The organism is Blastococcus sp. SYSU D00669 (assembly GCF_054050715.1).
On record NZ_JBJGZV010000019.1, the window covers coordinates 1 to 13,041 of the forward strand.

Sequence of the window (13,041 nt, forward strand, 5' to 3'; positions counted from 1 at the left end):
ACAGCACAGCTCCCCGCGCCCGACTTCAGAACGGCCTCTATCGACCAGGCGGCTACGGCGTCTACGGGTGACCGCGCACCATTTTCAGCCCGAAGCGGCTCTCCCCGACAGGGCTGCCCGGGACTTCGGGGCGAATGTCGTCGGGGCGGCTCTGGAACGGCGGCGGATCGTCGACCGGTTCCGCTGGTGGTCGGGGTGGTGGTCGGCGGCGTGCAGCCGGGGCCGGGTGGTGCGGGTGATGCCGGCCGGGCTGGTGACGTGCAGAGTGCCGTCGGGCTCCATGGCGAACAGCCAGCCCGCGAGCAGGGTCTTGAGCCGGTGGTGGGTGCGGCACAGGCAGCACGGGTTCGCGCAGCCGGTGCGCCCACCCTGCGCGTGGTCGGCCCAGCCGGCCCGCCGCGAGCAGAACGGGTGCCGGCAGCCGTCGCGGGTGCCGAGGAACCGGCGCCGGGCGGCGGTGGCCCGGTCGGCGTCGGTGTCCGGCGGCGGATCAGCGCCCTCGCCGGCGCGGACCTTCCGCTGCAGCTGGGCCAGGGTCGGGGTGGCGACCAGGGCGCCGTCGGCGTCGGTGAGCGCGAGGGCCAGCTCCCCGCCGTCGGGGGTGGTCAGGCCGAGGACGCCGATGCGGCGCAGCAGGTCGCGCAGCCGCGCCGGGGGAATCGCGTGCCCGGCGACGGCGGCCGGCCGGCTGGCAGCACGACGGCCGCCGCGACCCGCCGGGCCAGCGCCGGGTCGGTGAAGGCGAGGACGTCGGCGGAGATCTGCCCGCGCCGCTCGTCCAGCTCCCCGGCGGCCGGCGCCGCGAACACCGCCGGCAGCGGGTCGCGCCAGGTGCACGCCCGCCGCGCCCGGTGCAGCGCGGTGCCGTGCCCCACCCCCAGCGTGTGCGCGAGCTCGGGCGGGAACGACTCGCTGACACCCGGGAAGGCCGGGTCGCAGGGTCGCCGCCAGCGCTCGCTCCGGGCGTGCCCGGCACCGGGTCGGCGTCATCCGGGGTGAGCAGGAGGTACGACAGTTTCGGGCCGCTGACCAGCGGCGACGTCGAGCAGTCCTACCCTGCGGAGCGTGCGCCGCCCGTCCACCCAGTCGATCTGGCGGGACGGCGACTTCCGCCTCTTCTGGACCGGCCACTCGGTGAGCCAGCTCGGGGCCGCGGTCACCCAGGTGGCGCTCCCGCTGGTCGCCCTGCTGACGCTGGAGGCGTCGGCGGCCGAGGTCGGGCTGCTGCGGGCCGCGGAGTTCCTGCCGTACCTGCTGCTCACGCTGCCGGCCGGGGCGCTGGTCGACCGGGTGCGGCGCCGTCCGCTGATGATCGGCTGCGACCTCTGGCGCGCCGCCTGGCTGCTGCTGGTGCCGCTGGCCGCGTGGGTCGGCGGGCTCTCGCTCCCCCTGCTGCTGCTCGTCACCGCGGCGGCCGGCGCGGCCACGGTGCTCTTCGACGTCGCGTACCTGTCGGTGCTCCCGTCGCTGGTGCGCCGCGAGCAGGTGGTGCCGGCCAACGCCGCGCTCGAGACCTCGCGGTCGGTGGCCGGCGTCGCGGGTCCGAGCCTGGCCGGCGCCCTGGTCGGCGTGCTGCGACCGGCCGGGGTGCTGCTCGTCGACGCGGCCGGCTACGTCGTCTCCGCGGTCGCCCTGGCACTCGTCCGCCGCCCGGAGCCGCGCCCCGAGCCGCGCGACCCGGGCGCCGCCCGGGGTTGGCGGGCGGCCGGGGTGGGGCTGCGCCAGCTGCGCGCCAGCCCGGTGCTCGGCCCGGTGACGGTGCACATGGCCGCGGCCAACCTCTCCGGCACCGCGTTCGAGACCGTGTTCCTGGTCTTCCTCGTCCGCGATCTCGGCCTGGGTGCCGCCGCCGTCGGCCTGGTGCTGGGCCTGGGCAACCTCGGGCTGGTCCTGGGCGCGGCCACGAGCGCCCCGCTGGCCCGGCGGCTCGGCATCGGCCCGGTCCTCGTGCTGGGGGCGGCCGGGTCGGTCGCCGGCCTGGCCGTCCTGGCGCTGACACCCGCCGGACCGGCCGCGGTGCCGCTGCTGATCGCCGGGCAGGTGCTGTTCACCACGGCGATCCTGTGGTTCAACGTGCAGAGCGTCTCGCTCCGGCAGACCCTCACGCCGTCCGCCGTCCTCGGCCGGGTCAACGCCGCGGTGCGGCTGATCGGCTTCGGCACCATCCCGCTCGGCGCCGCGGCCGGCGGGCTGGCCGGCGACGTGCTCGGCCTGCGCGAGACGCTGCTGTGGTGCCTGCTGCTGAGCACGCTGGCGCTGGTCCCGCTGCTCCGGCGGGCGGTGCTCCGCACCCGGACGGCACCCGAGCCGGAACCACTCGCCACCTCGCCGTGCCCGCCGCGGTAGGCGGCGCCTGACGGGCGTTCGGACGATCCGTCTGGCTCCTCCGTCGTGCTCCGGACAGCGTTCCCCGCGGTCCCGGACGACGAGGAGGGCCAGGCACGCATGTGCGAGGAGTTCTCGGGGACCGCCGCCGACCCCACGCTCCCCGAGGCAAACCGGCGCGCCTTCCTCAGATCCGGACGGCGCGGCGGTCGCACCCGGCTGGTCCTGCTGGGCGCCGCCGGCGGGCCCGCCGCGCTCCACGCCAACCGCTTCGGCATCTCCACGGCGGTCGTGCACGGCGACCGCGTGTGCGTCGTCGACCTCGGCCCCGGCTCGGCGTGGACCAAGCCCGAACCGGCCGTGGTGGACCCCGACCGGCCGACGCGGGGGCCTTACCGCACACCTGTTCCCGTCGGCCTGCACGACACGCCGTGCAGCCTCCGCAAACTTGCAGAGTCTGCAAGTTTGCGGCACCATGAAGGGGTGAGCACCGGCCTGCGCGAGCGCAAGAAGCTCGCCACCCGCCTCGCGCTGCACGAGGCCGCGCTGCGGCTGGTGGCCGAGCGCGGGCTGGAGCACGTGTCCGTCGACGACATCGTCGAGCGCGCCGACGTCTCACCGCGGACCTTCTTCAACTACTTCTCCGGCAAGGACGAGGCCGTCCTGGGCCTGGACCCCGAGGCGTCGACGCGGCAGATCCAGGCGTTCCGCGACCGGCCGGCCGAGGAGTCGCCGCTGCAGGCGCTGCGGGCCGTGCAGCGCGTCCAGGTGGCGGAGATGGCCACCGAGACCGAGCTGTGGCCGCTGCGCCTCAAGGTCATCGACGCCCACCCCGCGCTCGTCGGCCGGCTGGCCGCGGCGTTCGGGGAGTCCGAGCGGGCGCTCGCCGAGGCGATCGCCGAGCGCACCGGCAGCACCGTCGGCGTCGACGTCCTGCCCACCCTGCTGGCCGGCGTCGCCGCCGCGGTCATGCGCACCTCGCTGCACCGCTGGTTCACCACCGACTTCACCGCCTCGCTGCCCGACCTCGTCGACGAGGCCTGGGACGCCGTGGCCGCCGGACTGCCCACGCCGTCCTGACCCGCACCACCCGGTGCCGCGCACCCGCGGCACCTCCGCACGACCTGATGGAGTTCCCTTGCAGGCCCCGCTGACCGACAGCCCGCCGCCGATCGTCCTCACCCGGCGCCGGATCAACCTCATCTTCTCGGCGCTGCTCGCCGGCATGCTCATGGCCGCGCTCGACCAGACCATCGTGGCGACGGCGATGCCGACGATCGTCGGCGACCTCGGCGGCGTCTCGCACATGGCGTGGATGACCACCGCCTACCTGCTGGCCACCACGCTGGTCATGCCCGTCTACGGCAAGTTCGGCGACCTGTGGGGCCGCCGCAACCTGTTCCTGATCGCGATCGGGCTGTTCACGATCGCGAGCCTCGGCGCCGCGCTGTCGCCGGACTTCACCTGGCTGGTGATCTGGCGCGGGGTGCAGGGCCTGGGCGGCGGCGGGCTGATGATCCTGTCGCAGGCGATCATCGCCGACATCGTCCCGGCCCGGGAACGGGCCAAGTACATGGGCCCCATCGGCGCCCTGTTCGGTCTCTCCGCCGTGGCCGGGCCGCTGGTCGGCGGGTTCTTCACCGACTCCGACTTGTTCGGCTGGCAGTGGTGCTTCTGGGTCAACGTGCCGGTCGGCCTGGCCGCGTTCCTGATCGGCTGGTTCGCGCTCACGCTGCCCCGCAAGCGCAGCACCACCCCGCTCGACCACGCCGGCATCGTCACCCTGTCGGCCACCACCACGTCGCTGATCATGTTCACCGACTTCGGCGGCAGCGACGGCTGGGGCGCCGGGGTCACGCTCGCGTGGCTGGCCGCGCTCGTCGTCTCGGCCGTGGCTTTCGTGCTGGTCGAGCGGCGGGCCGTCGAGCCGATCATCCCGCTGGGCCTGTTCCGCAACCGCACCTTCGTGGTGGCGACCGCGCTCGGCATGGCGGTGGGCCTGGGCATGTTCTCGGCGATCGCGTTCATGCCGACGTTCCTGCAGATGAGCTCGGGCCTGTCGGCGGCCAACTCCGGCCTGCTCATGCTGCCGATGACCGCCGGCATCATCCTGACCATCCAGAGCTCGGCGTCGTTCATCGCGAAGACCGGCCGCTACAAGGTCTTCACGATCGCCGGCGCCGCGGTCATCGCGGCCACGATGGTCTGGATGACGACGCTGTCGGGCGCGACGTCGCTGTGGACGATCGGCCTGATGTTCTTCGCGCTCGGCGCCGGGCTCGGCCTGATCATGCAGAACGTCGTCCTGGCCGCGCAGAACGCCGTCCCGGCCGAGCAGATCGGCACCGCGACCTCCACGAACAACTACTTCCGCGAGGTCGGCGCCACCCTCGGGATCGCGCTGTTCGGCACGCTGTTCACCAGCCGGCTGGCCGACAACCTGGTCGGCGCGCTGACCGAGAACGGTGGGCAGGCGGTGCAGGCCGGCATCACCTCGGCCGACACGCTCACCCCGGCGGCGGTCGAGGCGGCCGGCGAGCCCCTGAAGACGGCGATCGTCGACGCGTACGCCGGCTCGCTCGCCCCGGTGTTCTGGTACCTCGTGCCGATCCTGCTCGTCGCCGTCGTCCTGGCGCTCCTGCTCAAGGAGATCCCGCTGGCGGAGATCGCCGGCATGGTCGCCCGCGGCGAGGCGGTGGGGTCCGAGGAGGAGCTGGCCCGGCTCACCGCGCCGGTCGACGTCGTCGACGAGCGCGTGGTGGTCGAGCGGACCGCCGACCGGGACGACGACCCGCGGGACGCGCCCGTCCCCGCCTGACCCGGTCGACGTGGCTGCACCGTTCGAACGCCTGAGGCCCGGAACCGCCGCCACGGTCCCGGGCCTCAGGCGTTCGACGCCCCTGGTCAGGCGGCCGCGCGAGGACGGCGGTAGGCGGCGCGGGCCCACAGCCAGCCGACGACGCTCAGGCCCACGCACCAGGCGATCGCCGTCCACACCGTCGACGCCGGGATCGCGGTCCCGGCCAGGAGGCCGCGGACGGTCTCGATGATCGGCGTGAACGGCTGGTTCTCGGCGAACCAGCGGACCGCCGTGGGCATGGTCTCCACCGGGACGAACCCGCTGCCGAAGAAGGGCAGCAGCATCAGGATCATCGGGGTGTTCGACGCCGACTCGACCGAGCGCGCCGCGGCGCCCATCGCCACGGTCAGCCAGGTGAGCATGAGCCCGAACAGGGTGAAGAAGCCCACCAGCGCCAGCCAGCCGAGCGCGTCGGCGCCGGACCGGAAGCCCAGCGCGACGGCCACGCCGAGCACGACGGCGCCGGCCAGGAGCGTCTGCACGACCGCGCCGATGACGTGCCCGCCCAGGACGGCGACGGGCGCGACCGGCATGGTGCGCAGCCGGGTGACGATCCCGCCGGTCATGTCCATGGCGACGGTGATCGCGGTGGCCTGGGCGATGGCGGCGGCCGTGATCACCAGGATCGCCGGCGTGATGTAGTCCAGGTACGCCGACCGCCCGGCCGCGCCGGTCGCCGTGCCGGCGTCGACGCCGGCGCCGAACGCCCCGCCGAAGACGTAGACGAACAGCAGCAGGAGCACGACGGGCATGACGACCAGCTGCACGCTCAGCGAGGGGTAGCGGACCATCCGCAGCATGCTGCGCCGGGTCATGGTGAGCAGGTCGCCTGCGGCACGGGCCGGGGCGGAGGGCCCCGCGGGGAGGCCGACGGGGGCGGGAGCGACGGCGGCGGTCATCACGCCACCTCCTTCACGTCGTGGTGGGACTCGGTCAGGGCGAGGAAGACGTCGTCGAGCGAGCCGGCGTCGTGGGCGGCCTTGAGGCCGGCGGGGGTGTCGTGGGCGACCAGGCGGCCCTCGTGCAGGACGGCGACGGAGTCGGCCAGCTGGTCGGCCTCGTCGAGGTACTGGGTGGTCAGCAGCACGCTCACGCCCCCGGCCACGAGGCCGCGCACCTGGTCCCACAGCTCCCGGCGGGCCCGCGGGTCGAGGCCGGTGGTGGGCTCGTCCAGGAAGACGACCTGCGGCCCCCCGACCAGGGTCATGGCCAGGTCGAGCTTGCGGCGCATGCCGCCGGAGAGCTGCTGGGCCTGCTTGCGGCCGGCGTCGGCCAGGCCGAAGCGCTCGACCAGCTCGGTCGTGCGGCGGCGGCCCTCCGCGCGGGGCAGGTGGAACAGGTCGGCCATCAGGCGCAGGTTCTCGGTGACCGTGAGCAGCGGGTCGACGGCCGACAGCTGGCCGGTCACCCCGATCAGCTGCCGCACGACCTGCGGCTCGCGGGCCACGTCGTGGCCGAGGACGCGGGCGGTGCCGCCGTCGGCCGGCAGCAGGGTCGCCAGGATCGAGACGGTCGTGGTCTTCCCGGCCCCGTTCGGGCCGAGCAGGGCGGTCACGGTGCCGGCGGGCACCGCGAGGTCCAGGCCGGCGAGCACGGTCTGGTCGCCGTAGCGCTTGGAGAGGCCGGCGACCTCGATCGCCGGCGGTGGACTGGTGGGCATGATCGCTCCTCGGGGCGTTGCCGGGCCGCTCCCGGCGGCGCCGGGAGCGTCAGATGTCGAGGTCCTCGACCTCGGGCTGGGTCGCGTAGGCCTCCACCAGTGCGGCCAGCTCGGCCGGGACCGCCGCCTGCAGCTCCTCGAAGGTGTCGAAGACCTCGAGGGTGGCCACGGCGGGGGTCTCGCCCCACTGCTGGTCGGCGGAGAAGTGCTTGCGCCAGCCGGTCAGCTGGCCGTCCTTGCCGGCCTTGTGCACGAACCCCTTGGGGAGCGAGACGTGCACGGCGAACTTGCCGGTGCGGGTACGGAAAACGCGGAAGCGCTCCTCGCCGCCGCTGCCGCCGCTGCTGGTCCGGTGCCAGTCGACGAGCCGTACCCCCTGGAAGCGCTGCAGCCTCCCAGGCTCCACCCCGACGCGGACGGTGACCTCCTCGAACCCCTCCAGGCGGCCCTCCTCGACCTCGACCAGCCGGCGCAGGGCCTTGGAGATGGCCGCCGAGAGGTTGCCCCCGGTGAGCTCCTGCGCCCGCTGGAAGACGGGCAGGTCGGCGTCGGAGACGTAGATCGTCTTGTTCGGCACGGGACCATCATAGGCACGGCAGGAGTATATGCATACATGTACGTATAGAAGCAAGCACGTTCCTGCCCCGCGCCGTGCGACGCGGAGCTCAGGCCGGGTCGAGGCCGGCGTAGACCCGCAGGGCGTTGCCGCCCCACACCAGCGGGACGACGTCGTCGGGGAGGCCCAGGCCGGCGACGGCGCGGGCGTTCGCCGCCTGCCCGGGGACGCCGGGCCAGTCGGTGCCGTAGATGAACCTGCGGGCCAGCCGCGCGAGGTCGAAGCGGGCGTAGTACTCGGGCAGCCGCTTGGGCGGCAGGCCGGACAGCTCGATCCACACGTTGGGCCGGGAGACGGCGAGGAACGCCGCGGCGTCGTACCACCAGCCGCGCCCGCCGTGGGCGAGCACCACCTGCAGGTCGGGGAAGTCGCGCAGCACCGCGTCGAGCAGCTGGGGATCGGCGTAGGCGTTGGTCGAGCCCGGGAAGCTGCTGCTGCCGCAGTGCACCACCAGCGGCACGCCGCGCTCCACCAGGACCGCGTAGGCGGGGTACAGCGCGGCGTCGTCGGCCCGGAAGCCGCCGTGCACCGGGTGGATCTTCAGCGCGGCCGCGCCCAGGTCGAGCTGGCGGGTCAGCTCGCGGGCGATCGGGAAGTGCAGGTGCGGGTTGACGTTGGCCACCGGCCGGAACCGCCGCGGGTTGGCCTCGACCAACGGCAGCAGGTCGTCGAAGAGCTGGTAGCCGGTGGCCTTGGGGCTGTACTCGCAGAACAGCAGGGCGACGTCGACGCCCTCGGCGGCGAACAGCCGGTCCAGCGCCGCCGGGTCGGGCGTGCCGTCGGGCCGCCAGACCTCCTCGAGCACGCCCGGACGGCCGAACTGCCGCGCCCAGTCGACCCACGCCGGGGCCAGCGAGCCGAGCACCGGGACGTGCACGTGCGCGTCCACCAGGACGTGTCCGTCGAGCACGGCTCCCGATCCTGCCTCAGCGGTAGGGGCTGAAGTCCGGCGGCCGCTTCTCGGCGAACGCCCGCGCGCCCTCCATGCCCTCCTCGCTGTGCACGAACTGCTCGAGCCCGTCGAAGGCCAGGTGGGAGATCCCGCTCTGGTGGTCGGTGTCGGCGTTGAACGAGTGCTTGAGGAACCGGATCGCCGTCGGCGAGTAGGAGCCGATCTTGCGCGCCCACTCGCGCGCGGTGTCCAGCAGCTCGTCCTTGGGGACGACGGCGTTCACCAGGCCCCAGCGCTCGGCGGTGGTCGCGTCGTACCGGTCGAGCAGGAACCAGATCTGGCGGGCCCGCTTCTCCCCCACCACGCGGGCCAGGTACGCGGTGCCGAAGCCGGCGTCGAACGAGCCCACCCGCGGGCCGGCCTGGGCGAAGGTGGCGTTCTCGGCCGCGACGGTCAGGTCGCACAGCACGTGCAGCACGTGGCCGCCGCCGATCGCGATGCCGTTCACCGCGGCGATGACCGGCTTGGGGATGTCGCGGATGATCCGGTGCAGCCGCTCGATCTCGAAGGTGCCCCACTCGGTCTCGCCGTAGCCGCCGGTCTCGGCCCGCTCCTTGACGTCCCCGCCGGTGCAGAACGCCCGCTCCCCCGTCGCCGTCAGGATCACCGCGGCCACCCGGCGGTCGGCCCAGGCGTGCTTGAACGCCGCGATCAGCTCGTCGACCGTGCGGCCGCGGAAGGAGTTCATCCGCTCCTGCCGGTCGATGGTGATGACCGCGTGGTTGTCCTCCTCCACGGCGTACCGGACGTCGGTGAACTCCTCGAGCCGCATGCGATCCCCTCCGCCGGACGCCGGTATGTCGTCATGTTGACGGTCGTAACGGAGGGGTGGCAACCTCCGCCGCATGCCCGCCCGCCGCTGCCTGGTGACCGGCGCGGGGCGCGGCATCGGCGCCGCGGTGGCCCGCCGGCTCTCGGCCGAGGGACATTCCGTCGCGCTCACCGCGCGCAGCGCCGACGAGCTCGCCGCGGTCGCCACCGGCCTGGCCGGTCCCTCCCTCGTCGTCCCGGCCGACCTCACCGGTCCCTCCGCCGCGGACGACGTGCTGGGCCGCGTGGAGGAGGAGTGGGGCGGGCCGGTGGAGGTGCTGGTCCTCAACGCCGGCGCCGCGACCTCCGCGCCGCTGGCCCGCACCACCGACGCCGACTGGGACCGGATGCTCGAGGTCAACCTGACCGCGCCGTTCCGGCTGCTCCGCCGGGCGCTGCCGCCGATGGTCGAGCAGGGCTGGGGGCGCGTCGTCGCCGTGGCCTCGATCGCGGCCAAGCGCGGCGACCCCTACGTGGCCGCCTACACCGCCTCCAAGCACGGCCTGCTCGGGCTGGTCCGCTCGGTGGCGGCCGAGGTGGCGCGCACCGGGGTGACCGTCAACGCCGTCTGCCCCGGCTACGTGGACACCCCGATGACCGACCGGACCGTCGAGAACATCAGCGCGACCACCGGCCGGACGGCGGAGCAGGCCCGCGAGGCGCTGGTGCGCCGGCAGCCGATCGGCCGGCTGGTCACGCCGGAGGAGGTCGCCGACGCCGTGCTGCTGTGCGTGGCCAACGCGGCGATCACCGGGCAGGGCATCGACGTCGACGGAGGGGCGGTCCAGTCGTGAGCCGACAGGGGCGTGAGCATCGCAGCGAGGAACGAGCGAGGAGCGGAGCGCCCCGCGGAGGCGAACCATGGACGTCGTGAGCGAACGGGTCAACCCGCCGGAGCTGGCCAAGCCGGCGGGCTTCGCGCACGCCGTCGTCGCCGGCCCGGGGCGGACGGTGTTCCTGGCCGGGCAGACGGCGATGGACGCCGACGGGCGGATCGTCGGCGAGGGCGTGGTCGCCCAGTTCGAGCGGGCGTTGGGCAACCTGCTCACGGCGCTGCGCGCCGCGGGCGGCGAGCCGGCGCACCTCGTGTCGCTCACCGTCTACGCCGTCGACCTCGCCGACTACCGGGCGCACGCCGGGGAGATCGGCGGGGTCTGGCGGCGGCTGGTCGGCCGCGACTACCCGGCGATGGCCGGCATCGGCGTGGCCCGCCTCTGGGACGACGAGGCGCTGGTCGAGGTCCAGGGCACCGCCGTCGTCCCCGGCTAACCGAGCACGCGGGCGGCGTGCTCGGCCGCGGGGGCGGTGAGGACGGCGCTGAGCTCGGCGAACAGCTCCGCGGCGCGGGCGCCGTTCCAGCCGGCGGGCAGCAGCGCCAGCGGCAGCCCGGGGTCGGCGTAGGGCAGCCGCCGCCAGTCGGTGACCAGCCGCACGTGGTCGGCGAACGCCGTCTCCGGTGACCAGCGCCGCAGCACCGGCTCCTGCCGCTCCAGGAACTCCGCGTACCGGGCCTGGAGGGCGTCGAGGTCCCACCACCGCGCCACGTCCGCCGCGGGGTCGCCGGAGCCGACGTGCCGGCCGGCGAACAGCTCGACGTAGCCGTCGAGCCCGCGCCGGTGCAGCACCTCGGTCACCTCGTCGGTGAGGTGGCCGGGGGCGATCCACACGCCGGGCGCCACCGTGCCGCAGCCCAGGCGGCTCAGCTCCACCCGCAGCCGGTGCCGCCGGTCGCGCTCCGACTCGGGCACCGAGAAGACGACGGTCAGCCAGCCGTCACCGACCTCGGCCCGGCGGCGGCCGAAGATGCGCGCGTCGCCCTCGGCGAGCACCTCCACCGCGTCGGCCGACAGGGCGTAGCCCGCGACGCCGGCCTCCGGGCGGGCCACCAGCAGGCCGCGCCGCTTGAGCCGCGAGATCGACGACCGGACGGCGGCCTCGTCGACCCCGAGGTCGGCCATCAGCCGCACGACCGACGCCACCGACAGCCAGCCGCCGCGCTGCCGGGCCCACAGCCCGTACAGCGTCACGATGAGCTGCCGCGGCTGCAGGCCGGCCCCCGCGGCTGCCTCCTGGACGACGGTCACGAGGTCACGATAGGTGCTCCATGGCGTCCCGTTGACTCCCGTCAGGACGACGGCATACTGGCCCCACGGTGCCGCCGGCCCACCGCTGCGCCGGCGGCCGCTGCCGGGAGGTCCCCATGACCCTCACCCCCGCCGCCCTCACCCCCTCGGCCCACGTCGACCCCTTCTGCCGCGAGCACCTGCCGCCCCGGGAGCAGTGGCCGGTGCTCGACCTCGGCGACCTGCCCTACGGGCCGCGGCTCAACTGCGCCGCCGAGCTGCTCGACGCCACCATCGACCGGCTCGGCGCCGACCGGCCGTGCCTGCGCACCCCCGACGGCACCTCCTGGAGCTACGGGGACCTGCGCGCGCACGCCGAGCGCATCGCCGCCGTCCTGGTCGAGGAGCTCGGCGTCGTCCCCGGCACGCGGGTGCTGCTGCGCGGGTTCAACGAGCCCTGGCTGGTCGCCTGCTGGTTCGCCGTCCTGCGGGCGGGTGCGGTGGCGGTGACGACGATGCCGCTGCTGCGCGCCGCGGAGCTGGCCACCGTGGCCGAGATCAGCCGGCCCGCCGTGGCGCTGTGCGACGCCCGGCTGCTGGCCGACCTGGAGCGGGCCGCCGTCCCCGGCCTGACCACCGTCGCGTTCGGCGGCGACGGGGACGACGACCTGCTCCCCCGGGCCGCCGCCCGGCCGACCGGCTTCCCCCCGGTCGACACCGCCGCCGACGACGTGGCGCTGCTGGCCTTCACCTCCGGCACCACCGGCCGGCCCAAGGCCACCATGCACTTCCACCGCGACGTGCTGGCCATCGCCGACACGTTCTCGGCGCACGTGCTGCGCCCGACGGCGGACGACGTCTTCACCGGCACCCCGCCGCTCGCCTTCACCTACGGCCTGGGCGGGCTCGTCGTCTTCCCGCTGCGCGTCGGCGCCAGCGTGCTGCTGCTCGAGAAGGCCACCCCCGAGCAGCTGGCCGCGGCGGTGGCGGCGCACGGCGTCACGGTGCTGTTCACCGCGCCGACCATGTACAAGGCGGTCGTCGCCGGCGGGTGGGCCCGCGGCCTCGCCGGCCTGCGCCGCGCGGTGTCGGCCGGCGAGACGCTGCCGGAGGCGGTCTGGCGGGCCGTGCACGACGCGACCGGGGTGAAGATCATCGACGGCATCGGCGCCACCGAGATGCTGCACATCTTCATCTCCGCCGCCGACGACGACATCCGCCCCGGCTGCACCGGCCGCGCCGTCCCCGGCTACACCGCCGCGGTGCTCGACGACGACGGCCACCCGGTGCCCGACGGCACCGAGGGGCACCTCGCCGTCCGCGGGCCCACCGGCTGCCGCTACCTCGGCGGTGACCGGCAGACCGAGTACGTGCGGCACGGCTGGAACTACACCGGCGACACCTACGTCCGCGACGCCGACGGCTACTTCCGCTACCGGGCGCGCACCGACGACATGATCGTCTCGGCCGGCTACAACATCGCCGGCCCCGAGGTGGAGCAGGCGCTGCTGGGCCACCCGGACGTCGTCGAGTGCGCCGTCGTCGGGGCACCCGACCCCGACCGCGGCATGGTGGTCAAGGCGTTCGTCGTCCTCAACCCCGAGCGCGCGGGCGAGGTGACCGCCGAGGAGCTGCGGGCGTTCACCAAGCAGGCCATCGCCCCGTACAAGTGCCCGCGGGTGGTCGAGTTCGTCGACGAGCTGCCGCGGACCAACACCGGCAAGCTGCAGCGCTACCGGCTGCGCTGAGGGGACG

The 13,041-nt window shown here is 74.7% G+C and carries 13 protein-coding genes; 6 read left to right on the forward strand and 7 right to left on the reverse strand.

What is annotated here, in order from left to right; all coding sequences use genetic code 11:
* Positions 1–84: 84 nt before the first annotated feature.
* Positions 85–837 carry a hypothetical protein gene (locus ACI8AF_RS14620; protein WP_456540448.1) on the reverse strand — a complete coding sequence of 251 codons (753 nt, stop codon included), beginning with the start codon at positions 835–837 and terminating at the stop codon, positions 85–87.
* A 228-nt stretch (positions 838–1,065) separates the two neighbouring features.
* Between ACI8AF_RS14620 and ACI8AF_RS14625 the strand changes: the two genes are divergently transcribed.
* From ACI8AF_RS14625 to ACI8AF_RS14635, 3 genes are read left to right on the forward strand one after another with little or no spacing between them, the layout of a single operon-like run.
* On the forward strand, positions 1,066–2,346 hold the full coding sequence (locus ACI8AF_RS14625) for an MFS transporter (protein ID WP_456540449.1): 1,281 nt from the start codon (positions 1,066–1,068) through the stop codon (positions 2,344–2,346).
* 45 nt (positions 2,347–2,391) lie between these two features.
* Entirely contained in the window at positions 2,392–3,405 is a 1,014-nt protein-coding gene (locus ACI8AF_RS14630) for an acyl-CoA-like ligand-binding transcription factor (RefSeq protein WP_456540450.1), read from the forward strand.
* 58 nt (positions 3,406–3,463) lie between these two features.
* A complete protein-coding gene (locus ACI8AF_RS14635; protein WP_456540451.1) occupies positions 3,464–5,143 on the forward strand; it encodes a DHA2 family efflux MFS transporter permease subunit in 1,680 nt (559 codons plus the stop codon).
* 86 nt (positions 5,144–5,229) lie between these two features.
* Here the strand turns inward: ACI8AF_RS14635 and ACI8AF_RS14640 are convergent, their stop codons facing one another.
* The 5 genes from ACI8AF_RS14640 to ACI8AF_RS14660 all read right to left on the reverse strand — a co-directional run bounded on the left by ACI8AF_RS14640 (position 5,230) and on the right by ACI8AF_RS14660 (position 9,185).
* The gene (locus ACI8AF_RS14640) at positions 5,230–6,084 is read right to left on the reverse strand and encodes an ABC transporter permease (protein WP_456540452.1); all 855 of its coding nucleotides are present in this window, start codon (positions 6,082–6,084) and stop codon (positions 5,230–5,232) included.
* Positions 6,084–6,845: an ABC transporter ATP-binding protein gene (locus ACI8AF_RS14645; RefSeq protein ID WP_456540453.1), complete on the reverse strand. Its 762-nt coding sequence runs from the start codon at positions 6,843–6,845 to the stop codon at positions 6,084–6,086. Before ACI8AF_RS14645 ends, ACI8AF_RS14640 begins: the two co-directional genes overlap by 1 nt.
* 49 nt (positions 6,846–6,894) lie before the next feature.
* A complete protein-coding gene (locus tag ACI8AF_RS14650; RefSeq protein WP_456540454.1) occupies positions 6,895–7,422 on the reverse strand; it encodes an EXLDI protein in 528 nt (175 codons plus the stop codon).
* Between the two features lie 88 nt (positions 7,423–7,510).
* Entirely contained in the window at positions 7,511–8,371 is an 861-nt protein-coding gene (locus ACI8AF_RS14655; RefSeq protein WP_456540455.1) for an amidohydrolase family protein, read from the reverse strand.
* A gap of 16 nt (positions 8,372–8,387) precedes the next feature.
* Entirely contained in the window at positions 8,388–9,185 is a 798-nt protein-coding gene (locus ACI8AF_RS14660; RefSeq protein WP_456540456.1) for an enoyl-CoA hydratase-related protein, read from the reverse strand.
* A gap of 73 nt (positions 9,186–9,258) precedes the next feature.
* Here ACI8AF_RS14660 and ACI8AF_RS14665 point away from each other — a divergent pair, with 73 nt between their 5' ends.
* Together ACI8AF_RS14665 and ACI8AF_RS14670 are read left to right on the forward strand one after the other, a co-directional pair.
* On the forward strand, positions 9,259–10,017 hold the full coding sequence (locus ACI8AF_RS14665) for an SDR family NAD(P)-dependent oxidoreductase (RefSeq protein ID WP_456540457.1): 759 nt from the start codon (positions 9,259–9,261) through the stop codon (positions 10,015–10,017).
* Positions 10,018–10,084: 67 nt separating this feature from the next.
* On the forward strand, positions 10,085–10,492 hold the full coding sequence (locus tag ACI8AF_RS14670; RefSeq protein ID WP_456540458.1) for a RidA family protein: 408 nt from the start codon (positions 10,085–10,087) through the stop codon (positions 10,490–10,492).
* On the opposite strand, the gene ACI8AF_RS14675 is transcribed toward ACI8AF_RS14670, so the two are convergent.
* Complete coding sequence (locus tag ACI8AF_RS14675; protein ID WP_456540459.1) at positions 10,489–11,307, reverse strand: PaaX family transcriptional regulator; 819 nt, start codon at positions 11,305–11,307, stop codon at positions 10,489–10,491. The genes ACI8AF_RS14670 and ACI8AF_RS14675 overlap by 4 nt on opposite strands.
* Positions 11,308–11,423: 116 nt before the next feature.
* On the opposite strand from ACI8AF_RS14675, the gene ACI8AF_RS14680 reads away from it, so the two are divergent.
* Positions 11,424–13,034 (forward strand): AMP-binding protein, encoded by a 1,611-nt coding sequence (locus ACI8AF_RS14680; RefSeq protein ID WP_456540460.1) that lies wholly within the window; start codon positions 11,424–11,426, stop codon positions 13,032–13,034.
* Positions 13,035–13,041: the final 7 nt, after the last annotated feature.